This window comes from Roseovarius sp. (assembly GCF_040219995.1).
Taxonomy (GTDB): domain Bacteria; phylum Pseudomonadota; class Alphaproteobacteria; order Rhodobacterales; family Rhodobacteraceae; genus Roseovarius.
This window is the reverse complement of sequence record NZ_JAVJUC010000014.1, coordinates 499,051-518,899: the sequence shown is the minus strand read 5'-3', so window position 1 is coordinate 518,899 and position 19,849 is coordinate 499,051. Positions and strand designations below refer to the sequence as shown.

Genomic DNA, 19,849 nt, shown 5'->3' with positions numbered 1-19,849 from the left:
CTCCGGTTCAGTGGTCCGCGACGGCGACCTGGCTGCTGGCCTGTGCCACCGCCTGTGCCGTCTCTACGTTGGAAATCAGCGCCTCGACCGAGGGGCCGGTGATATCGGTGACCAGCCGGGGATAAACCCCGAGCAGCAGCGTCATCACCACCAGCGGCGCAAAGATCGCCCGCTCGCGTTTGCTCATGTCGGTGATCGTCTTGAGGCTCTCCTTGATGAGATCCCCGAACACCACCCGACGATAGAGCCAGAGCGCATAGGCCGCCGACAGGATCACCCCCGTGGTCGCGACCGCCGCCACCCATGTGTTCACCTGGAACACGCCCACCAGCGTCAGGAACTCGCCGATAAAGCCGGATGTGCCCGGCAGGCCGACATTCGCCATGGTGAAGAACATGAAGATCAGCGCATAGGCCGGCATCCGGTTCACCAGGCCGCCATAGGCGTCAATCTCGCGGGTGTGCATCCGGTCATAGATCACGCCGACGCAGAGAAAGAGCGCGCCCGAGATGAAGCCGTGGCTGAGCATCTGGAAGATCGCCCCGTCGAGCCCCTGCTGATTGGCCGCGAAAATACCCATCGTGACATAGCCCATATGGGCAACGGACGAGTAGGCGATCAGCTTCTTCATGTCTTCCTGTGCCAAGGCCACCAGCGATGTGTAAACGATGGCAATCGCCGACATCCACAGAACCAGCGGCGTCAGCACCTCGGACCCCACCGGAAACATCGGCAGCGAGAAGCGCAGGAAGCCGTAGACGCCCATCTTCAAAAGGATCGCCGCCAGCACGACCGAGCCCGCAGTCGGGGCCTGCACGTGCGCATCGGGCAGCCAGGTGTGCACCGGCCACATCGGCATTTTCACCGCGAAGGAGGCGAAGAACGCGAGGAACATCAGCGTCTGCATGCCGCCGACGATGTGAATACCCAGCAGCGAGAAGCTCTCGGAGGCAAATTCATGCCGCAGGAGCGACGGGATGTCGGTGGTGCCCGCATCCGCGAACATCGCCACCATCGCCACCAGCATCAGCACCGAGCCGAGGAAGGTGTAGAGGAAGAACTTGAACGAGGCGTAGATCCGCGCCGCGCCGCCCCAGATGCCGATGATCAGGAACATCGGGATGAGCCCCGCCTCGAAGAACAGGTAAAAGAGCACCAGATCGAGCGCCACGAACACGCCCAGCATCAGCGTCTCGAGGATCAGGAACGCGATCATGTATTCCTTGACGCGGCTTTTCACGTTCCACGACGCCGCAATTGTCAGCGGCATCATGAAGGTGGTCAGCATCACGAAGAGCACGCTGATCCCGTCAACGCCCATTTTGTATTTCAGACCCAAGAGCCACTCACGCTCCTCGACGAACTGAAAGCCGGTATTCGAAGGGTCGAAATCGAACAGGATGAACAGCGACACAAGGAATGTCAGCGTCGTGGCGATCATCGCCACCCATTTGGCGTTCTTCTGCGCCGCCTCGTCCTCACCACGCAGGAAGATCGCGAGGATCGCCGCCGCCACCGCCGGAATGAAGGTCACAATGGAAAGCAGGTTGTCCATCAGTTGGCCCCCCCGAAGATCGTCATCCAGGTGACCAGGATCGCGATCCCGATCACCATGGCAAAGGCATAGGTGAAGATGTAGCCCGACTGCGCCCGGCCCGCGAGACGGGTGAGACGGGGGATCAGCCCCATGGCCACCCCGTTTAGCGATCCGTCGATCACGTCACCGTCGCCGCGCTTCCACAGCAACTGCCCGAGCGCCTTGGCGGGGCGGACAAAGATGAAGTCGTAGATCTCGTCGAAATACCACTTGTTGAGCAGGAAGAGGTAAAGCGGACGGTTGGTCTCGGCCACGCGTTTGGGCATCGCCGGATCCCAGACATAGAACCACAGCGCGGTGACAAGGCCGATCAGCATCGCGCCAAACGGCGACAGCTTGACCCAGGTGGGCACGTAATGCGCCTCGTGCAGCACGGTGTTCTCGGGCGCCATGTAGATCGCCGCCTCGCCCGGTCCACTCTCCATCACGTAATGCAGTTCCGACGCCTTGGGGCTGCGCTCGGCCACGGCCTCGACCAGTTCCGCCGTGGGCTCGCCATAGCTGCCGCCGAAGAACTTGATCACCTCGTTGGGCTTGCCGAAGAAGCTGCCATACCAGATCGCCCCGGCAAAGACCGCGCCAAGCGCCAGCACGCCAAGCGGCGCGATCATCACCATCGGGCTTTCATGGGCATGCTCATGGGTGTGTCTGTCGCCACGTGCCTCACCAAAGAAGGTGAGGAACATCAGCCGCCAGCTATAAAAGCTGGTAAAGAGCGCCGCGATCACCAGCATCCAGAAGGCATAGCCGCCTGCGCTGCCCACATAGGCGCTCTCGATCACCGCGTCCTTCGAGGCAAAGCCGGCAAACCCGATCCAGCCGGTGAGCGGAATGCCCACACCCGTGATCGCCAGCGTGCCGATCAGCATGGCGTAGAACGTATAGGGCATCTTCTTGCGCAGACCGCCATAGTTGCGCATGTCCTGCTCGTGATGCATGCCGTGGATCACCGACCCGGCCCCGAGGAACAGCATCGCCTTGAAGAACGCGTGCGTGAAGAGGTGGAACATCGCCACCGAATAGACGCCCACGCCCGCCGCCACGAACATGTAGCCAAGCTGGCTACAGGTCGAATAGGCAATCACCCGCTTGATGTCGTTCTGCACGAGGCCCACGGTCGCGGCGAAAAACGCGGTCGAGGCGCCGAGGAACACCACGAATGTCATCGCCTCGGGCGCGTATTCCATCAGCGGCGACATGCGGCAGACCAAAAACACGCCCGCCGTCACCATGGTCGCCGCGTGGATAAGCGCCGAGACCGGGGTCGGGCCTTCCATCGCGTCGGGCAGCCATGTGTGCAGGAAGAGCTGCGCGGATTTCCCCATCGCGCCCACGAACAGCAGGAAAGCGATCAGGTTGGCCGCGTTCCACTCCGTCCACAGGAAGGTCAGCTGCGTTTCCGCCAGTTCCGGTGCGGCGGCGAACACATCGTCAAGCTTGATCGAGTCGACGAGGAAGTAGAGCGCCATGATCCCGAGCGCGAACCCGAAATCGCCCACCCGGTTGACCACGAACGCCTTGATCGCCGCAGCATTGGCGCTTGGCTTGCGATAATAGAAGCCAATCAGAAGGTAAGACGCGACGCCCACGCCTTCCCAGCCGAAGAACATCTGCAACAGGTTGTCCGAGGTCACCAGCATCAGCATCGCGAAGGTAAAGAACGACAGATACGCGAAAAAGCGCGGCCGGTAGCTCTCGTTGTCACGGAAATTCTCGTCATGCGCCATGTAGCCGACGGAATAGAGATGCACGAGCGCCGAGACGGTGGTGATCACGATCAGCATGATCGCCGTCAGCCGGTCCATCCGGATCGCCCATGCCGTGTCGAGCGTGCCCGATTGCACCCAATCCAGAATGTGGATCTGCTCGGTCACCCCGTCGTGGCCGAGGAACACGATCCAGCTCAGCAGCGCCGAGAGAAAGAGCAGCCCGGTCGTGACCCATTGCGCGCCCTGATCGCCAATGATGCGCCAGCCGAAACCCGCGATGATCGCCCCGACGAGAGGCGCGAAGAGGAGGATGGATTCCATGGCTTCAGCCTTTCATCACGTTGATATCTTCGACGGCGATGGTGCCGCGATTGCGGAAGAAACAGACGAGGATGGCAAGGCCGATGGCGGCCTCGGCGGCGGCGACGGTCAGCACGAAGAGCGTGAACACCTGCCCCACCAGATCACCCAGAAAGGACGAAAAGGCGACAAGGTTGATATTGACCGACAAGAGCATCAGTTCGATCGACATCAGCAGGATGATCACGTTCTTGCGGTTCAGAAACAGGCCAAAGATGCCTATCACGAACAAGGCCGCCGCCACCGTGAGATAATGTTCAAGTCCGATCATCTTGTGCTCCATTTCTTAAGCACTTGCCCTGCCACATTTGCCGCTTGCTCGGCGCGACGACGCACGTAGTCGCTCTTGGCGGGATCGCCGCCCAAACCTTCTAGTGTTTTCGAAGGCCAAATGCTCGCGATCAAATGCTCATCAACGTCATGACCCTCGGCAAAAAGATCAACCAAGCAATCATAGAGGCGACCCTCATCAAGTGCGTGCAGGCTAGTAGGATTCGAGCATTCCACAAACACACGAAACTTTTCTTTAAGTTCCTCGGAAACTTGGCTCATTGTATTTTACCCCCTAGAAACTTCTCGCATTCATCCGCGCTAAGCTGGCCTTGCGTCCAACTTGAGATGGCCACCAGTTGCTTTCCAAAAACGCTCGCTAGTTGTTCCTCTGTAAGCGAGTTGAATAAGAACTTCGGAAACAGCTTTTCATTCTCCCCCATAACTCGCTTCGCTAGATCGCAAAATTTACTGATGTCATGAGGATCAGGTGAGTCCCAATTCGCTGACACACAAAAGGTTTGCCAGTCGAGTCGGACTTGATCTAACGCTTTACTCACTTCACAGCCCCTGCCCCGGCTTCACATCCCGCAATTCCATCGCCTTGGCCGGATCGCGATACATCTGCGCCAGCACGTCCTGCCGCTTGACATCCGTGCGGTGCCGCAGCGTCAGAACAATCGCCCCGATCATCGCCACCAGCAGGATCAGCCCGGCAAGCTGGAACAGAATGAAGTATTTGTCATAAAGCAGCATCCCAAGGGCGGCGGTATTCTCGACCCCCTCAGGCGTGACAGAGCGGCGCGCCGCCTCTGCCCCGTCGGCCATGGTCCAGTTGCCGAAGGCAAGGCCGAACTGCATCAAGAGGATCACCCCGATCAGCAGCGCAAGGGGCATGTATTTCGCCATCTCCGCCTTCAACTCGGCGAAATCCACGTCGAGCATCATCACCACGAAGAGGAACAGCACCGCGACCGCGCCGACGTAGACGATGATCAGCAGCATCGCCACAAACTCCGCACCGAGCAGAACAAAAAGCCCAGCCGCGCTGATGAAGGAAAGGATCAGCCAGAGCACCGAATGCACCGGGTTGCGGCTGATCACGGTGAACAGCCCCCCGGTCAGCAGGGCGACGGCAAAGAGGTAAAAGGACATCGCCGCAATCGTCATTTCTGTGATCCTTTCTCGTCTTCACCGTCCATCACCTCGCGCGCGAACTCCATCGCGCGGGTCATCGAGGGGATACCGGCAAACATCGCCATCTGCGCGATGGTCTCGGCAATCTCATCCTTGGTCGCGCCCGCCTCGAGCGCATGGCGCACGGTCATTCGAATCTGCGTATCGCTTTGCGCGCCCAGCATCGTCAACCCCGCAAGCGTGATCAACAGCCGCGTCTTGGCATCGAGCCCCTCCTTGTTGATGCCCTTGCCAAAGCTCATTTCCATGAACTCCTTGGGCATCGTCGGCCAGAGCGCCTCGAACCCCTTGGGCGAAAAGCTCTCAAGCGCGGGGTTCATCGCCTTGGCCATTTCCTGCGCCTGACGCATCATCATCTCGAAGGGGTTGGTTGGATCGCTCATCTGTAGGGTGCATCCAGTTCGAGGTTATGGGCGATCTCCGCCTCCCACCGATCACCATTCGCCAGCAACTTGGCCTTGTCATAGAACAGCTCTTCGCGGGTCTCGGTGGCAAACTCGAAATTCGGCCCCTCGACGATAGCATCGACCGGGCAGGCCTCCTGACAGAAGCCGCAATAGATGCACTTGGTCATGTCGATGTCATAACGCGTCGTGCGGCGGCTGCCGTCATCGCGCGGCTCGGCGTCGATGGTGATCGCCTGCGCCGGGCAGATCGCCTCACACAGCTTGCAGGCGATGCAGCGTTCCTCGCCATTGGGATAACGGCGCAGCGCATGCTCGCCGCGAAACCGCGGGGAAAGCGGGCCTTTTTCATGCGGGTAGTTCAGCGTCGCCTTGGGCGCGAAGAAGTATTTCAGCCCCAGCTTGAACCCCTTGAAAACATCGGTCAGCAGGAAGTACCCCGCCGCGCGTCCGTAATCGATCTGCGTCATGGATCAGCCTCCAATCGCCCAACGGGCCCAGAACCCGCCGAGCACTTCGAATTTCGCAAGGAACGCCACGATCACGACCCAGCCGATCGACATGGGCAGGAACACTTTCCAGCCGATGCGCATCAATTGGTCGTAGCGATAGCGCGGGGTGATCGCCTTGACCATGGCGAAGATGAAGAAGAAGAACGCCATCTTGCCGACCATCCAGACCACGCCATCGGGCAGGCCCGGAATGGGCGACAGCCAGCCGCCGAAGAACAACAGCGACGTGAGCGCGCACATCAGGAAGATGGCGATATACTCGCCAGCCATGAACAGCAGGAACGGCGTCGAGGAATATTCCACCTGATAGCCCGCCACCAGTTCCGATTCGGCCTCCGGCAGGTCGAACGGCGGGCGGTTGGTCTCGGCGAGCGCCGAGATGAAGAACAGGAACACCATCGGCAGATGCGGCAGCCAGTACCAGCCGAAAAAGCCATAGGCCGTATCCTGCGCCGCCACGATGGCCCCAAAATTCAGCGAGCCGGTAGAGATGATCACCCCGATGATGATGAGACCAATCGAGACCTCATAGGAGATCATCTGCGCGGCAGAGCGCAGGCTTCCGAGGAAGGGATATTTGGAGTTCGAGGCCCATCCGCCCATGATCACGCCGTAAACCTCCAGCGAGGAGACGGCAAAGACGAAGAGCACGGCCACGTTTATATCCGACAGCACCCAGCCTTCGTTGAACGGGATCACCGCCCAGGCGAGGATCGCCAGCACGAAACTTGTCATCGGGGCGAGCATGAACACCGCCTTGTCGGCCCCCGCCGGCACGACGATTTCCTTGACCACGTATTTCAAGGCGTCGGCCACGGTCTGTAACAGGCCCCAGACACCCACGACATTGGGGCCGCGCCGCATCTGCACGGCGGCCCAGACCTTACGGTCGCCGTAAACCAGGAACAGCAAGGAGACCATGACAAAGCCCACCACCGAAAGGCATTGCGCCACGATGAGTACCAAGGTCCCGAGCGGGGTAGTCAAGAATTCAGCCATCAGGTCCTCACACCATCGGTATTCCGTTTTCCGCGCAGTTCGCGGCCGTGACTTCGGCGTCGATCGTCTTTAGGCCACGCGGCAGCGCCGCCGAGACCGTATAAACCGCATCGCCCTGCCAGATGCCACCCTCTTCACTCACATTCGTACGCAGGTGACGCGCAAAACCGTAGCCCCGGATCAGCGTGTACTGCGCGGCGGCGCATTCGGCGTAGCGGTCCACGTCCTCTGCATCTCGCGCACCCCGCATGGTGACGTGGAAATTCACCAGATCACCATCCAGCAGCCGCGTCTCGATGCCCTGATACTCAGGCTGAAACGCGGTCTGCGCGCCCGGTTCGGCACAACCCGTGAGCGCGAGCGCCAGAGGCGTTATGATCGCAGCCGCCATTTTCACTCTGCCGCCATCGGTTGATTGGCGCGGGCCTTGGCGTTGGCACTCAATTCCGCCATCAGTTCGCTCGACCGCGCGATCGGGTTGGTCAGGTAGAAATCCTTGATCGCAAGTCGGAAATCGGCCTTGCCCAGCTTGGCCTTGGGTAGCGGCTGCCATTCATTTTCCGGCACTTGGTCGATCTTTTTCAGATGCGGCACATCCTTGACCAGCGCCTGACGCAGCTGCGCCACGCTGTCATAGGGTAGTGTCGCGCCGATCTCGCCCGACAGCGCCCGCAGGATCGCCCAGTTCTCCTTGGCCTCGCCGGGCGCAAAGCCTGCACGCAGCGCCAGTTGCGGGCGGCCTTCGGTATTGACGAACAGACCCTGTTCCTCGGTATAGGCGGCCCCCGGCAGGATCACATCGGCGCGATGCGCGCCCCGGTCACCGTGGCTGCCCTGATAGATCACGAACGGGCCGTCTGCGATCTCGACCTCGTCGGCCCCGAGGTTATAGATCACGTCCGCGCCGTCGATGGCGGCATCCAGCCCGCCCTCGGTCACGGCACCCACGTCCAGCGCCCCGACGCGGGCGGCGGCGGTGTGCAGTACCAGCACACGGCCCGCCAGCGCCTGCGCTGTGGCGATCACCGCCTCGCCATCGGCCTCTTGCAGCGCACCCTGCCCGACGATCACGATAGCATCCTCAGGCGCGCTCAACCCGTCAAGCGCCGCCCGGTCAGTGCCAGCATGGGTATAGTCATAGGTCAGATCCACCTTGGGGCCGACCACGGTAACCTCCGCCCCGCTGATCCAGGCCTTGCGGATACGCGCATTCAGCACCGGTGCCTCAACGCTCGGATCGGTGCCGATTAGGATGAAGTTCTTTGCGGTATCAAGCTCTTCCACGGCAACATTGCCAACATAGGCGCTGCGGTTGCCCGCAGGCAGCCGGGCCTTGTCGGTGCGGCACTCGACCGTGCCGCCCTGCCCTTCGATCAGGCCCTTGAGCGCATAAACCGCCTCGACCGGGGCCAGATCGCCGACCAAACCGGTCAGCTTTTTCGCGCCCTTGATCGCCTCGGCAACCTTGCCCAGAGCCTCACCCCATGTCGCGCCGCGCAGCTTGCCATTCTCGCGGATATAGGGCCGGTCCAGACGCTGACGACGCAGCCCGTCCCAGACAAAGCGCGTCTTGTCGGAAATCCATTCCTCGTTGGTGCCGTCATGGTTGCGCGGCAGGATGCGCATCACTTCGCGCCCCTTGCAATCCACGCGGATGGACGACCCGAGCGCGTCCATCACGTCGATGGTCTCGGTCTTGGTCAATTCCCACGGGCGCGCGGTAAACGCATAGGGCTTCGACACCAGCGCCCCAACCGGGCACAGGTCGATGATGTTGCCCTGAAGGTTGCTGTCGATGATCTCTCCCAGATAGGTGGTGATCTCGGCATCCTCGCCGCGCCCCGTCTGCCCCATCACGTTCACGCCTGCCACCTCGGTGGTAAAGCGCACGCAGCGGGTGCAGGAGATGCAGCGCGTCATATGCGTCTCGACCAGTGGGCCGAGATCGAGATCCTCGGTCGCGCGCTTGGGCTCGCGGTAGCGGCTGAAATCCACACCATAGGCCATCGCCTGATCCTGAAGGTCGCATTCACCGCCCTGATCGCAGATCGGGCAATCGAGCGGATGGTTGATGAGCAGGAACTCCATCACCCCCTCGCGCGCCTTCTTGACCATCGGCGAGTTGGTCTTGACCACCGGCGCCTGACCCTCGGGGCCGGGCCGCAAGTCCTTGACCTGCATCGCGCAGCTTGCCGCCGGTTTCGGCGGGCCGCCGACGACCTCGACCAGACACATCCGGCAGTTGCCCGCGATCGACAGCCGCTCATGGTAGCAAAAGCGTGGAATCTCGACTCCGGCCTCTTCGCAGGCCTGAATGAGGGTCATCGCGCCCTCGACCTCGATCTCCTGATCGTCGATGATGATCTTTCGCAGGTCAGCCATATCCGTCTACTCTTCTGTCAGGAACTTCCCGATCGGGGTGTCGGCAGCGATTTCCGCCCGCCCCAGATCGCAGAATGTTTCGGGTTTTTCAGGGTCGACGCCCTTGGCGGCCATGTAGGCTTCGCCCTTGTGGCGCATCTTTCTTTTCTCAGCCTTGTTATCCACATAGGCGTCGATCTCGGCCTCACTGTAGCCCCGCTCTCGCGCGCGCTGCTTCAGACTGTTCATGTAGAACAACGCCTTGATGACACGACCGCCGATACTGTCACAATTCTTGCGGATTTCGTCGGCAATCCCGACGGCCAGAAGGCCCGCATTGATATCCGTTTCACTGGCCAGACCCGGTTTGGACTGGACCGAGCCTGCCCCAAGTGCAAGCACCAGAACGCCAAAAGCAATCACACGCATCACAAATCTCCTTTCACGCGGATGGCAGGGCGCGCAGAGACCAGCACCCCTTTTCCGCCAGAGATGGATATGCAGGCACCTGTCATGCAATAACATGCAGGACAAGCCCCTGATATGATGCGTGGTTTCACCATATGATGCAGCGTCCGCTCACCGACAGGCTATCGCCCGAGCGGGCATAGACCGGCCCCTCACCACCCGCAGGCACATCGGCCCATGCGATCTCGGACGTGCCGAAATTCTGCAGGCAATAACGCGTTGCCTCGTGCAAAACGGCCTTTTGCGCCCCCTCAGGCCCCCGCGACACGCGCCGCACCGAGGCGGTGAAGTCACGACGCTCCGCCTTCTCGCCCTTGCTCTTGGCAGGATAGTAGTTGCCATCGAAAATGACACGCTCTTCGCGGTCGGCACAGCCTGCCAGCATCACCAGCGAAAGCGCAACGATCCCCGCGCCCCGTAGCATGCCTGTTATGGTCCCGTGTGTCTTCAAACCAGTCACTCCGCTGCCACGGCGCTCACGCGCCCGGCCCGCTTGGCCTTGATCCGGTCCTCAATCTCGTCGCGGAAATTGCGGATCAGGCCCTGAATCGGCCAGGCCGCCGCATCGCCCAAGGCACAGATCGTATGCCCCTCGACCTGCTTGGTCACCTGGAACAGCATGTCGATCTCCTCAACCTCGGCCTCGCCGCGTACCAGACGGTCCATCACCCGCATCATCCAGCCGGTGCCCTCGCGGCAGGGTGTGCACTGACCGCAGCTTTCATGCTTGTAGAATTTCGACAGACGCCAGATCGCCTTGATGATGTCGGTGTCCTTGTCCATCACGATCACGGCGGCAGTGCCGAGGCTCGACCCCACCTCCTTGAGCGCGTCGAAATCCATGATCGCGTCTTTCATGTTCTCGCCGCGCACGCAGGGCACCGAAGACCCGCCCGGAATGACTGCCTTGAGATTGTCCCAGCCGCCACGGATGCCACCGCAATGCCGCTCGATCAACTCCTCGAAGGAGATCGACATGGTCTCCTCGACCACGCAGGGGTTATTCACATGGCCCGAGATCGCGAAAATCTTGGTGCCCGCGTTATTGGCCCGGCCAAAACTCGAGAACCATTCCGGCCCGCGCCGCAGTATGGTCGGTACCACGGCGATGGATTCGACGTTGTTCACGGTTGTGGGGCAGCCATAAAGCCCCGCCCCAGCCGGGAACGGCGGCTTCATCCGCGGCATGCCCTTCTTGCCCTCAAGGCTTTCGAGCAGCGCGGTTTCCTCGCCGCAAATATACGCCCCCGCGCCATGCACGAGGTAGATGTCGAAATCCCAGCCAGATTTGCAGGCATTGCGGCCCACCAGCCCGGCGTCATAGGCCTCGTCGATGGCGGCCTGCAGCGCCTCTTTCTCGCGGATATACTCGCCGCGAATGTAGATATAGCAGGCATGCGCATTCATCGCGAAACTGGCGATCAGACAGCCCTCGACCAGCGTGTGCGGATCATGGCGCATGATCTCGCGGTCCTTGCAGGTGCCGGGCTCCGACTCATCGGCATTGACCACCAGATAGGCGGGCCGTCCGTCGCTTTCCTTGGGCATGAACGACCACTTGAGCCCCGTGGGAAAGCCCGCGCCGCCACGTCCGCGCAGCCCGCTCGCCTTCATCTGATCGACGATCCAGGCGCGACCGTTCTGCAGGATTGTCGCCGTCCCGTCCCAATGGCCACGTGCCTGCGCGCCCTTGAGGCTGCGGTCATGCATCCCGTAGAGATTGGTAAAGATACGGTCTTCGTCTTTCAGCATCCCGTTACCCCTGATTGTCCTGACGCGCACGCCAGATTTGGTAGATCAAGACAAGGGCCCAGATGAACCCCGCCAATGCCATCAGGTCAAACAGCGCGCGCACGCGCTGGCTGAGCCCCATTTCGCCGCCGATGAAGGTCGCCAGAACCCAGAACACGCCCGTGCCCGCGATCACCATCGCGGTAAAGCGGCCCTTGCGGGCGGTTTCTGCGTCCTTGTTCGACATCGTCCATCTTCGTCAATATACGTCGCCGCCCTCGACACGTTTGGAGAATTCCGTCTCTCCGCCCGCAGCCAGGACCTTGGCCTGTTCGACCCAGTTATCGCGGCTCACCCGACCCTTGAAACCCTTGATGTTGGCATCGACCCAGGCCACCTCGTCGGCACTCCAGCCCGCGATCTGGTCGAAATGGTAAAAGCCCAACTCGTTGCACAGTTTTTCAAGCTTCGGGCCCACACCCTTGATCTGTTTCAAATCGTCGGCCTGTCCACCCTTGGGCGCACTAAGCGCCTCGGGGCGGGTGCCGACATCTTCCTCATCCGTGACGGCAGGGGCCGCCGATTGGGCCTCTTCGCCGTATTTCCATTCGCCCTTGCGCTCGGCCAGTTCCTTTTCGCCCTCCAGAACTGTGCCCGATTTCACGGGCGCGCCTGCTTCGGGCTTGGCCGCCGATTTTGCCGGGGCTGACTTTGCCGCCGCGGGCGCAGGCTCTTCATCCTCGTCGAACGGGGCCTTGTAGCCGGTGATCCCGGTCAACTGGCGCACCGCCTCTTTCACGTCGTGCGACTGAACACCGCGATCCTCGGCACCGTAGCCCGTGCAGACGAGCCGCGTGATCGCGAGACCCAGAAAGACCGCAAAAGCCGCCGCAAGGAGCAGCGCGGCAAAGAACCCGACAGATCCGGCAGCGGACCAAAGAACCACTATCCCGGTCAGCACCGCAAGACCCCAGCAAACGATCTGGCAAGTGCTCAGTTTCGACGTATCAGACATGATGATAACCCCCTCTGTTGATCAAGCAGGCGCGTTCAATAGACCTCGCCTTTCTTGGCCCGGGCAGAGAACTCCGTCTCTTTGCCGTCAGCCAGCAGTTTCGCCTGCTCAACCCAGTTGTCACGGCTGACCCGCCCCTTGAAACCTTCAAGGTTCTGATCGACCCAACTGACCTCATCCTCCGTCCAACTCGCAATCTGATCGAAGTGGTAGAACCCAAGCTTGTGCAGCAGCGCCTCGAGCTTGGGACCAACCCCCTTGATCATCTTCAGATCATCCGCTTTGCCCTCGCGCGGGGCCTCCAGCGTCTCGGGCTTGCTGCCCTGCCCGGCCTCGGCCTCGGGCTCTTTCGGTTCCTGAACCGGCTTCGCGGCCGCAGACGCCTCGGGCTTGGCCTTGGTTTTGGCCTGCGCCTCGCGAATGGTCGAGCCGGTCTTGTCCACAGGCGTGGCCGGATCGACCTTCGGACGGATCTCGACCGGTTCGTCATTGATCTTGACCGAGGGGGCGGCAGGCTGATGCATCGCGCCCCTGTCACGCCACGGTGTCAGGAGCGGAACCTCTGAGCCGTCAATCCGCTTGATGGTATCGCCCTGATCCACGGCACGCTGCACGCTGGCATTGTACTTCGCCCGCCCGCTCTCGAAATCAGCAAGGCTGGTGAGCCCCGCCGTGGGCTCCGACGCATAGCGCCCGTTCTGCGGTCCGGGTGTCGGCACCTTGTCCGCCGCGAGTTCGTCGATGATCTCGGCAAAGCGTTCGGCGGTCAGATCCTCGTAGTAATCCTTGCCGATCTGCGCCATCGGCGCATTCGCGCAAGCCCCGAGGCATTCCACCTCTTCCCAGGAAAACTTGCCATCCGCCGACAGCTCATACGGGTTGGCGGCGATCTTGTCCTTGCAGACGCCGATCAGATCCTCGGCCCCGCAGATCATGCAGCTTGTGGTGCCGCAAATCTGGAAATGTGCAACGCTGCCAACCGGTTGCAGCTGGAACATGAAGTAGAAGGTCGCGACCTCGAGCGCGCGGATATAATCCATATCCAGCATGTCGGCGACATGCTCGATCGCCGGGCGGCTCAGCCAGCCCTCCTGCTCCTGCGCGCGCCACAAGAGCGGGATGACCGCGCTTGCCTGCCGCCCCTCGGGATACTTGCTGATCTGCCCCTCGGCCCAGGCCTGATTGGCGGGGCTGAAGGCAAAGCTCTCGGGCTGGTCATGATAGAGACGACGTAGCATTCTCAGGCACAGGCTCCTGTGGTCAGTTTGATGCCCCCGTCGGGCAGCCGTTCGGCGGCACCGGAGGAAAGTTTGTAAGCAGTCACCTCAAGCAATTGCTCGCGCGTGAGGCCGGTCTGAATACCGGCGGCCAGGTAATCCGGTTCGGTCACAATGGTGCAGCCCAGGCTGCTCACCGCCGCATCGTAGCGCGACAGAGCGGCCTCGCTCACCCCCTCGGGCGGCAGCGCGCAGGCAGCGGTCAGGCCAAGCAGCCCCAACGCAGGAAAAATCCGGCTCATCGCGGGCACAACTCCTCTGAAATCGTCAGGCTGTCATCGGCGACGTTCATCTCCGCCTCGCCCGCCTCTATCATCGCACCGATCACCGGGCGCAACTCCTTGGTGGTAAACCCGGCGGCGGGCAACTGCCGATCCGCCTCGGTCCGCCCGAGCGAGCAGCCCACACCCTGCATATAGGCGATGAAGTCGGCCCGCAGCACATCCCGGCTGCGCGGTTCCACCGCCGTCTCGGGCGTGCTCGCCATCATCTGTGGCGAAAGCCCCTTGAACTTCTGGCACAGGCTCTCTTCGAGAAACACCGCGGTTTCATCCGAAGACAGGCGAATTTCCGACATGCGCAGCATCTTGTCCATCAACAACTGCACCTCGGTCATCTCGACGCCCACGCGGGGCAACAACAGCTTGGCCTCGTCGATCGTCATCACGCAGTTATTGTCGGCAATCGCCGCAAAGAACCGCTCGCGCCCGGAATAATCCAGCTTGCCGCCGCAGGCCCCGCCAAATACCATGAGTTGCCCGTCGAGAATGCGCGCGCGCTCCTCGGTGATCAGCTGTTCGGTGATCGCCTTGGTCTCGGCCTTGTCGTCAAAGCCCGCATCCGGCATCACCTCATCGGCGCGAAACGGCGACATCCGGCAGCCATGCTCGGCCATCACCGCGACAAAGGCCTCAATCCGCTCCGAGGGCACGGGTTGCGCCTGTGCCGCGCCAGCGAGCAGCCCGGCAGAGAAACACCCCGCCACCATTCGCCCCGCGCGTCCAAGCCAATCCGCATTCATTACCGGTCGATCTCCCCAAAGACGACATCCATCGTGCCGATGATCGCCGCGATATCGGCCAGTTGGTGCCCCTTGGAGATATGGTCCATCGCCTGCAAGTGCAGGAAGCCCGGCGCGCGCAGCTTGGCGCGGTAGGGCCGGTTGGTGCCATCCGCCACCAGATAGACGCCGAACTCGCCCTTGGGCGCCTCGACCGCGCAATAGACCTCGCCTTCGGGCACCCGAAAGCCTTCGGTATAAAGCTTGAAGTGATGAATGAGCGCCTCCATCGAGCGCTTCATCTCGCCGCGCTTGGGCGGCGTCACCTTGCCCCGCGACAGGATATCGCCCTGCCCTTCGGGTGCGCGCAGTTTCTCGATGGCCTGATGAATGATCCGCAGGCTCTGGCGCATTTCCTCCATCCGCACAAGGTAGCGATCATAGCAATCGCCGTTCTTGCCCACCGGCACGAGGAAATCGAACTCGTCATAGCATTCATAGGGCTGCGCGCGACGCAGATCCCATGCCATGCCGCTGCCGCGCACCATCACGCCGGAAAAGCCCCAGTCGAGCGCCTCCTGCTGCGTGACCACGCCGATATCAGCATTGCGCTGCTTGAAGATGCGGTTTTCCGTCAGCATCCCGTCGATATCATCGAGCACACGCGGGAAATCCTTGGCCCATTCCTCGATATCGTCGAGCAATTCGGGCGGCAGGTCCTGATGCACGCCACCGGGCCGGAAATAGGCCGCGTGCAGCCGCGCGCCACAGGCCCGCTCATAGAACACCATCAGCTTTTCACGCTCTTCAAACCCCCAGAGCGGCGGCGTCAGCGCGCCCACGTCCATGGCCTGCGTGGTGACATTCAGCAGGTGGTTCAGCACACGGCCGATCTCGGAATAAAGCACCCGGATCAGGCTCGCGCGGCGCGGCACCTCGACACCGGTCAGCTTTTCTATCGCCAGACACCAGGCATGCTCCTGGTTCATCGGTGCCACGTAATCCAGCCGGTCTAAATAGGGCAGGTTCTGCAGGTATGTGCGGCTTTCCATCAGCTTTTCAGTGCCGCGATGCAGCAGGCCGATATGCGGGTCGCACCGCTCGACCAACTCGCCGTCCAATTCCAGAACCAGCCGCAAAACACCATGCGCCGCAGGGTGTTGCGGGCCGAAGTTAAGGTTGAAGTTGCGGATCTTCTGCTCACCCGTAAGGGTGTCTTCGAATTTGGAGCCGTCCATTATCTGCGTCCTCCGTCAAGCTTGTCGCGGAACGCCATGACCCAAAGCAGGACCAGCGCCCCAAGAGGGATGATCGACACGAGGCTGACCCAACTGGGAATGCCGAATTTCGGCAACAGCTTCCAGAACGGAATGATGACCAATACCGCAAAGATCAGCATGACGAGAAAACCGCCGCCACCCATGCCATAGCCACTGCCCATCATTTCGCGCCCTCCTCCTTCTCATCGCCGGGAAGGATGTAGTCAGCCCCTTCCCAGGGCGACATGAAATCGAATTGTCGGTATTCCTGCACCAGTTTCACCGGCTCGTACACGACGCGCTTCTGCACCTCGTCATAGCGTACCTCGGTATAGCCCGTGGTCGGGAAATCCTTGCGCAGCGGATGGCCGCGAAAGCCGTAATCGGTGAGGATGCGGCGCAGGTCGGAATGACCCGAGAAAAGGATGCCAAACATGTCGAACACCTCGCGCTCGAACCAGTTGGCCGACGGGAAAATCTCGGTGATCGAGGGTACCATGTCCTCTTCGCGCGTGGCGACGCGCAGGCGGACACGGTGGTTTTGATACATGCTCAGCAGATGATAGACCACGCCGAACCGCTTGGGCCGCTCGGGATAGTCCACCGCCGTAATATCGACCAGCGTCGAGAACGCGCAGGTTTGATCGGTCTTGAGAAACTCAATCAGCCCCCTGATGTTCGGCAGCGCCACATCGACGTTCAACTCGTCATGCGTCACATCCCAACCCAGCACGCAATCGCCGCGCTTGACCTCGATATATGCGCCCAGTTCCTTGAGTGCCTTGCTCATCGCGTGATCGTCCCCGTCCGGCGGATTTTGCGCTGCAATTGCAGGATGCCGTAAACCAGCGCCTCGGCGGTCGGCGGGCAGCCCGGCACATAGATATCGACCGGCACGATCCGGTCACAGCCGCGCACCACGCTATAGCTATAGTGGTAATAGCCGCCGCCATTGGCGCAGGACCCCATCGAGATCACGTAGCGCGGCTCGGGCATCTGGTCATAGACCTTGCGCAGCGCCGGGGCCATCTTGTTGGTCAGCGTGCCCGCCACGATCATCACATCGGACTGACGCGGGCTGGCGCGCGGCGCAAAGCCGAACCGCTCCACGTCATAGCGCGGCATCGCGGTGTGCATCATCTCGACCGCGCAGCAGGCCAGACCAAAGGTCATCCAGTGCAGGCTGCCGGTGCGTGCCCAGTTGATGATATCCTCGGTCGAGGTCACCAGAAATCCCTTGTCCTGCAACTCGGCGTTCAGCGCCTGCATCGCGGGCTCACGGGTCTCGCCCGGCTCATAGGCTTCAACCGGGGCGAGGCTCGACGGCGCGGATTTCACGCGCGGGCTCTGGACACCTTGGCCCTGCCCCTGCGTTTCGGTCACGACTGCGTCGTCTTGATCGTTCACTGCCATTCCATCGCTCCCTTGCGCCATTCATAGGCGAATCCGGCGGTCAGTACGGCCAGAAACGCCATCATCGACCAAAATGCCGCCATGCTCAGATCCTGAAAGGCGACTGCCCATGGAAATAGCAGGACAATCTCAAGGTCAAAGATGATGAACAGGATCGACACCAGATAAAAGCGCACGTCGAACTTCATCCGCGCATCATCAAAGGCGTTGAAACCGCATTCATAGGCGCTCAGCTTTTCCGGGTCGGGGTTGCGAACCGCCAGCACCACGGCCGCCAGGATCAGGACCAGCCCGAGCCCTATGGCAATGGCCAGCAAAATCAGGATGGGGAGGTATTCCCTCAGCATCTCTTCCACGAGGTGGCTCCTTTCATGCGCGGGCGCGGGCGCATCAAGATGGCTGCATGACTATGTCGGGTTTAAACCCGCCCCTTGATGGGGTCAACCAAGCGTACGCGGGTTTGATCGCCCGGCAGGCCTGAATCTGCATTTATGTATGCGATAGTATGCCGCAAACCGGTCGAATTGGACGGAAAACCTGACCGCCCTCGCCGCATCGCGGCAAATCCGCGCGACTCAACCCCGCCAGCGGGGCGCGCGCTTGTCGAAAAACGCGCCGATGCCCTCGGGGGCCTCGTACCCGGCCCAGCACTCGGCGAGCGCGTCGACGGTCCGCGCAATCACCGCCTCGTCGATCCTCGGCCCCAGATCCCGCAACAGCGCCTTGGCCCGCGCCACCGCCCCCGGCGCGCACTCAAGATAGGGCGCGACCTCGGCCTCGATCGCCGCATCAAGGTCAGCCTCGGGCACCACCCGCGCCAGCAACCCCAGATCCACCGCCTCGACCGCATCGAACCGCCGCCCCGACATGAAGACGCGCCGCGCCCGTGCCTCGCCCATGCGCGCCGCCACATAAGGCCCGATCGTGGCAGGGATCAGCCCCAGCCGCGTCTCGGTCAGCGCGAATTGCGCAGCCTCCACCCCGATCACCACATCGCAGACGCTCATCACCCCGACACCGCCACCAAAGGCATTGCCCTGCACCCGGCCAATGACCGGCTTCGGCAGGGTGTTGAGCGCCTGTAGCATGTGCGCCAGCTTTGCCGCCTCGCGCCCGCGCTCCTCCGGGTCCGCCTCGAACTGATCCCGCATCCAGCCCAGATCGCCCCCGGCGCAGAATGTCTTGCCCCTGGCCGCCAGCACCACGACTCGCACGGCATCGTCAGCCCCCAGATCCGTGGCCGCCTGATGCAACTCCGCGATCATCTGCGCCGACATCGCGTTGTGCTTCTCGGCCCGGTCCAGCCAAAGTGTGGCCACACCGCGCGCGTCCCGCTCGATGCTGATCGTCTCGGTCATGCCCTCTCCTCCTCGCGCCAAATTTCTTCAAAAGAAATTTGCCAAAATCTTTTCAAGATTTTTGCGCCTTACCCCGCATCGCCCGCGCCATAGCCACCGCCTCGGACAATATATCGGGGTCGAGCCCGGTCTGGTATCCAAGCGCCGTCAGACGCTCATGCACCTTTTCCGTCGCCACATTGCCCGCAGCACCAGGCGCATAGGGACAGCCTCCAAGACCACCGACCGCCGCATCGAACACCCGCAGGCCACGCGCCAGTGCCACCTCGATATTGTCAAGCGCGCGCCCGCCCGTGTCGTGGAAATGCCCGGCCAGCCGCTCCGCCGGCAGCGCATCACAGACCGCCGCCAGCATCGCATCGACCGCCTCGGGCCTGCCCTGCCCGATGGTGTCGCCAAGGCTGATCTCGTAGCATCCCATCTGCCACAACGCCTCGGCCACGCGCACCACCGCCGCCGGGGCCACCGGCCCGTCATAGGGGCACTCGACCACGCAGGAGACATAGCCGCGCACCCGCAGCCCCTCGGCCCCCGCCGCCTCCAGCACCGGGGCGAACCGCGCGAGGCTTTCGTCGATCGTGGCGTTGATATTGGCCTTCGAGAACCCCTCCGAGGCCGAGCCGAAGATCGCCACCTCATCCGCCCCAGCCTCGAGCGCATCGGATAGCCCGCGCATATTCGGCGTGAGGGCCGCATAACGCACCCCCGGCGCGCGCCTGATCCCGCGCAACACCTCTCCCGAGTCGGCCATCTGCGGCACCCATTTCGGGCTGACGAAACTCGCCACCTCGATGCGCGCAAACCCCGCCTCGCTCAGCAGGTTCACAAACGCGATCTTGTCGCGCGTGGCAATTCGCGCCGCCTCGTTCTGCAACCCGTCGCGCGGGCCGACCTCGAAGATTTCAACACGCTCTGCCAT

General features: G+C 61.9%; 25 protein-coding genes. All 25 read right to left on the bottom strand.

Translation table 11 applies throughout. The features are described 5' to 3' along the window. Positions 1-7: 7 nt before the first annotated feature. Complete coding sequence (locus tag RID11_RS06765) at positions 8-1,555, bottom strand: NADH-quinone oxidoreductase subunit M (RefSeq protein ID WP_350136844.1); 1,548 nt, start codon at positions 1,553-1,555, stop codon at positions 8-10. Further along, on the bottom strand, positions 1,555-3,627 hold the full coding sequence (nuoL, locus tag RID11_RS06760) for an NADH-quinone oxidoreductase subunit L (RefSeq protein WP_350136842.1): 2,073 nt from the start codon (positions 3,625-3,627) through the stop codon (positions 1,555-1,557). Before nuoL ends, RID11_RS06765 begins: the two co-directional genes overlap by 1 nt. Positions 3,628-3,631: 4 nt before the next feature. Then, positions 3,632-3,937: an NADH-quinone oxidoreductase subunit NuoK gene (gene nuoK, locus RID11_RS06755; protein ID WP_350136840.1), complete on the bottom strand. Its 306-nt coding sequence runs from the start codon at positions 3,935-3,937 to the stop codon at positions 3,632-3,634. Next, positions 3,934-4,218 (bottom strand): hypothetical protein, encoded by a 285-nt coding sequence (locus tag RID11_RS06750; RefSeq protein WP_350136837.1) that lies wholly within the window; start codon positions 4,216-4,218, stop codon positions 3,934-3,936. Before RID11_RS06750 ends, nuoK begins: the two co-directional genes overlap by 4 nt. Before the next feature lie 279 nt (positions 4,219-4,497). Then, positions 4,498-5,106 carry an NADH-quinone oxidoreductase subunit J gene (locus RID11_RS06745; RefSeq protein WP_350136836.1) on the bottom strand — a complete coding sequence of 203 codons (609 nt, stop codon included), beginning with the start codon at positions 5,104-5,106 and terminating at the stop codon, positions 4,498-4,500. Beyond that, positions 5,103-5,516, bottom strand: a complete 414-nt coding sequence (locus RID11_RS06740; RefSeq protein ID WP_350136834.1) for a carboxymuconolactone decarboxylase family protein — start codon at positions 5,514-5,516, stop codon at positions 5,103-5,105. Before RID11_RS06740 ends, RID11_RS06745 begins: the two co-directional genes overlap by 4 nt. Then, a complete protein-coding gene (gene nuoI / locus RID11_RS06735; RefSeq protein ID WP_080455937.1) occupies positions 5,513-6,007 on the bottom strand; it encodes an NADH-quinone oxidoreductase subunit NuoI in 495 nt (164 codons plus the stop codon). Before nuoI ends, RID11_RS06740 begins: the two co-directional genes overlap by 4 nt. A gap of 3 nt (positions 6,008-6,010) precedes the next feature. Further along, positions 6,011-7,048, bottom strand: a complete 1,038-nt coding sequence (nuoH, locus tag RID11_RS06730) for an NADH-quinone oxidoreductase subunit NuoH (RefSeq protein WP_350136832.1) — start codon at positions 7,046-7,048, stop codon at positions 6,011-6,013. 7 nt (positions 7,049-7,055) lie between these two features. After that, positions 7,056-7,439 (bottom strand): YNQ4 family lipoprotein, encoded by a 384-nt coding sequence (locus tag RID11_RS06725; RefSeq protein ID WP_350136830.1) that lies wholly within the window; start codon positions 7,437-7,439, stop codon positions 7,056-7,058. Between the two features lie 2 nt (positions 7,440-7,441). Beyond that, entirely contained in the window at positions 7,442-9,430 is a 1,989-nt protein-coding gene (gene nuoG, locus RID11_RS06720; protein ID WP_350136828.1) for an NADH-quinone oxidoreductase subunit NuoG, read from the bottom strand. Positions 9,431-9,436: 6 nt separating this feature from the next. After that, a complete protein-coding gene (locus RID11_RS06715) occupies positions 9,437-9,838 on the bottom strand; it encodes a DUF5333 domain-containing protein (protein ID WP_350136825.1) in 402 nt (133 codons plus the stop codon). Between the two features lie 127 nt (positions 9,839-9,965). After that, the gene (locus RID11_RS06710; RefSeq protein WP_350136823.1) at positions 9,966-10,301 is read right to left on the bottom strand and encodes a hypothetical protein; all 336 of its coding nucleotides are present in this window, start codon (positions 10,299-10,301) and stop codon (positions 9,966-9,968) included. Positions 10,302-10,333: 32 nt separating this feature from the next. Then, complete coding sequence (gene nuoF, locus RID11_RS06705; protein WP_350136821.1) at positions 10,334-11,629, bottom strand: NADH-quinone oxidoreductase subunit NuoF; 1,296 nt, start codon at positions 11,627-11,629, stop codon at positions 10,334-10,336. Between the two features lie 4 nt (positions 11,630-11,633). Then, entirely contained in the window at positions 11,634-11,855 is a 222-nt protein-coding gene (locus RID11_RS06700) for a DUF5337 domain-containing protein (RefSeq protein WP_350136819.1), read from the bottom strand. A gap of 12 nt (positions 11,856-11,867) precedes the next feature. Beyond that, positions 11,868-12,623 (bottom strand): helix-hairpin-helix domain-containing protein, encoded by a 756-nt coding sequence (locus RID11_RS06695; RefSeq protein WP_350136816.1) that lies wholly within the window; start codon positions 12,621-12,623, stop codon positions 11,868-11,870. Positions 12,624-12,658: 35 nt separating this feature from the next. Next, positions 12,659-13,861, bottom strand: coding sequence for an NADH-quinone oxidoreductase subunit E (locus RID11_RS06690; protein ID WP_350136814.1), 1,203 nt, complete (start codon positions 13,859-13,861; stop codon positions 12,659-12,661). 2 nt (positions 13,862-13,863) lie between these two features. Continuing rightward, a complete protein-coding gene (locus RID11_RS06685) occupies positions 13,864-14,142 on the bottom strand; it encodes a hypothetical protein (RefSeq protein WP_350136812.1) in 279 nt (92 codons plus the stop codon). Beyond that, positions 14,139-14,921 (bottom strand): hypothetical protein, encoded by a 783-nt coding sequence (locus RID11_RS06680; RefSeq protein ID WP_350136810.1) that lies wholly within the window; start codon positions 14,919-14,921, stop codon positions 14,139-14,141. Before RID11_RS06680 ends, RID11_RS06685 begins: the two co-directional genes overlap by 4 nt. Beyond that, positions 14,921-16,138 carry an NADH-quinone oxidoreductase subunit D gene (locus tag RID11_RS06675; protein ID WP_350136807.1) on the bottom strand — a complete coding sequence of 406 codons (1,218 nt, stop codon included), beginning with the start codon at positions 16,136-16,138 and terminating at the stop codon, positions 14,921-14,923. The genes RID11_RS06680 and RID11_RS06675 overlap by 1 nt, the downstream gene beginning before the upstream one ends. After that, positions 16,138-16,344 carry a hypothetical protein gene (locus RID11_RS06670; RefSeq protein ID WP_350136805.1) on the bottom strand — a complete coding sequence of 69 codons (207 nt, stop codon included), beginning with the start codon at positions 16,342-16,344 and terminating at the stop codon, positions 16,138-16,140. The genes RID11_RS06675 and RID11_RS06670 overlap by 1 nt, the downstream gene beginning before the upstream one ends. Then, on the bottom strand, positions 16,341-16,949 hold the full coding sequence (locus tag RID11_RS06665; protein ID WP_350136803.1) for an NADH-quinone oxidoreductase subunit C: 609 nt from the start codon (positions 16,947-16,949) through the stop codon (positions 16,341-16,343). Before RID11_RS06665 ends, RID11_RS06670 begins: the two co-directional genes overlap by 4 nt. Continuing rightward, a complete protein-coding gene (locus RID11_RS06660; protein WP_350137751.1) occupies positions 16,946-17,428 on the bottom strand; it encodes a NuoB/complex I 20 kDa subunit family protein in 483 nt (160 codons plus the stop codon). Before RID11_RS06660 ends, RID11_RS06665 begins: the two co-directional genes overlap by 4 nt. Positions 17,429-17,562: 134 nt before the next feature. Further along, complete coding sequence (locus RID11_RS06655) at positions 17,563-17,928, bottom strand: NADH-quinone oxidoreductase subunit A (protein WP_350136801.1); 366 nt, start codon at positions 17,926-17,928, stop codon at positions 17,563-17,565. 219 nt (positions 17,929-18,147) lie between these two features. After that, on the bottom strand, positions 18,148-18,930 hold the full coding sequence (locus tag RID11_RS06650) for a crotonase/enoyl-CoA hydratase family protein (protein WP_350136799.1): 783 nt from the start codon (positions 18,928-18,930) through the stop codon (positions 18,148-18,150). Between the two features lie 52 nt (positions 18,931-18,982). Next, on the bottom strand, positions 18,983-19,849 hold the full coding sequence (locus tag RID11_RS06645; RefSeq protein WP_350136797.1) for a hydroxymethylglutaryl-CoA lyase: 867 nt from the start codon (positions 19,847-19,849) through the stop codon (positions 18,983-18,985).

Excerpts from the sequence above, each read along its gene's own strand:
- RID11_RS06765 (WP_350136844.1), bottom strand. The coding sequence starts at position 1,555 with ATGGACAACCTGCTTTCCATTGTGACCTTCATTCCGGCGGTGGCGGCG.
- nuoL (WP_350136842.1), bottom strand. The coding sequence starts at position 3,627 with ATGGAATCCATCCTCCTCTTCGCGCCTCTCGTCGGGGCGATCATCGCG.
- nuoK (WP_350136840.1), bottom strand. The coding sequence starts at position 3,937 with ATGATCGGACTTGAACATTATCTCACGGTGGCGGCGGCCTTGTTCGTG.
- RID11_RS06750 (WP_350136837.1), bottom strand. The coding sequence starts at position 4,218 with ATGAGCCAAGTTTCCGAGGAACTTAAAGAAAAGTTTCGTGTGTTTGTG.
- RID11_RS06745 (WP_350136836.1), bottom strand. The coding sequence starts at position 5,106 with ATGACGATTGCGGCGATGTCCTTTTACCTCTTTGCCGTCGCCCTGCTG.
- RID11_RS06740 (WP_350136834.1), bottom strand. The coding sequence starts at position 5,516 with ATGAGCGATCCAACCAACCCCTTCGAGATGATGATGCGTCAGGCGCAG.
- nuoI (WP_080455937.1), bottom strand. The coding sequence starts at position 6,007 with ATGACGCAGATCGATTACGGACGCGCGGCGGGGTACTTCCTGCTGACC.
- nuoH (WP_350136832.1), bottom strand. The coding sequence starts at position 7,048 with ATGGCTGAATTCTTGACTACCCCGCTCGGGACCTTGGTACTCATCGTG.
- RID11_RS06725 (WP_350136830.1), bottom strand. The coding sequence starts at position 7,439 with ATGGCGGCTGCGATCATAACGCCTCTGGCGCTCGCGCTCACGGGTTGT.
- nuoG (WP_350136828.1), bottom strand. The coding sequence starts at position 9,430 with ATGGCTGACCTGCGAAAGATCATCATCGACGATCAGGAGATCGAGGTC.
- RID11_RS06715 (WP_350136825.1), bottom strand. The coding sequence starts at position 9,838 with ATGCGTGTGATTGCTTTTGGCGTTCTGGTGCTTGCACTTGGGGCAGGC.
- RID11_RS06710 (WP_350136823.1), bottom strand. The coding sequence starts at position 10,301 with ATGCTACGGGGCGCGGGGATCGTTGCGCTTTCGCTGGTGATGCTGGCA.
- nuoF (WP_350136821.1), bottom strand. The coding sequence starts at position 11,629 with ATGCTGAAAGACGAAGACCGTATCTTTACCAATCTCTACGGGATGCAT.
- RID11_RS06700 (WP_350136819.1), bottom strand. The coding sequence starts at position 11,855 with ATGTCGAACAAGGACGCAGAAACCGCCCGCAAGGGCCGCTTTACCGCG.
- RID11_RS06695 (WP_350136816.1), bottom strand. The coding sequence starts at position 12,623 with ATGTCTGATACGTCGAAACTGAGCACTTGCCAGATCGTTTGCTGGGGT.
- RID11_RS06690 (WP_350136814.1), bottom strand. The coding sequence starts at position 13,861 with ATGCTACGTCGTCTCTATCATGACCAGCCCGAGAGCTTTGCCTTCAGC.
- RID11_RS06685 (WP_350136812.1), bottom strand. The coding sequence starts at position 14,142 with ATGAGCCGGATTTTTCCTGCGTTGGGGCTGCTTGGCCTGACCGCTGCC.
- RID11_RS06680 (WP_350136810.1), bottom strand. The coding sequence starts at position 14,921 with ATGAATGCGGATTGGCTTGGACGCGCGGGGCGAATGGTGGCGGGGTGT.
- RID11_RS06675 (WP_350136807.1), bottom strand. The coding sequence starts at position 16,138 with ATGGACGGCTCCAAATTCGAAGACACCCTTACGGGTGAGCAGAAGATC.
- RID11_RS06670 (WP_350136805.1), bottom strand. The coding sequence starts at position 16,344 with ATGATGGGCAGTGGCTATGGCATGGGTGGCGGCGGTTTTCTCGTCATG.
- RID11_RS06665 (WP_350136803.1), bottom strand. The coding sequence starts at position 16,949 with ATGAGCAAGGCACTCAAGGAACTGGGCGCATATATCGAGGTCAAGCGC.
- RID11_RS06660 (WP_350137751.1), bottom strand. The coding sequence starts at position 17,428 with ATGCAGGCGCTGAACGCCGAGTTGCAGGACAAGGGATTTCTGGTGACC.
- RID11_RS06650 (WP_350136799.1), bottom strand. The coding sequence starts at position 18,930 with ATGACCGAGACGATCAGCATCGAGCGGGACGCGCGCGGTGTGGCCACA.
- RID11_RS06645 (WP_350136797.1), bottom strand. The coding sequence starts at position 19,849 with ATGGCAGAGCGTGTTGAAATCTTCGAGGTCGGCCCGCGCGACGGGTTG.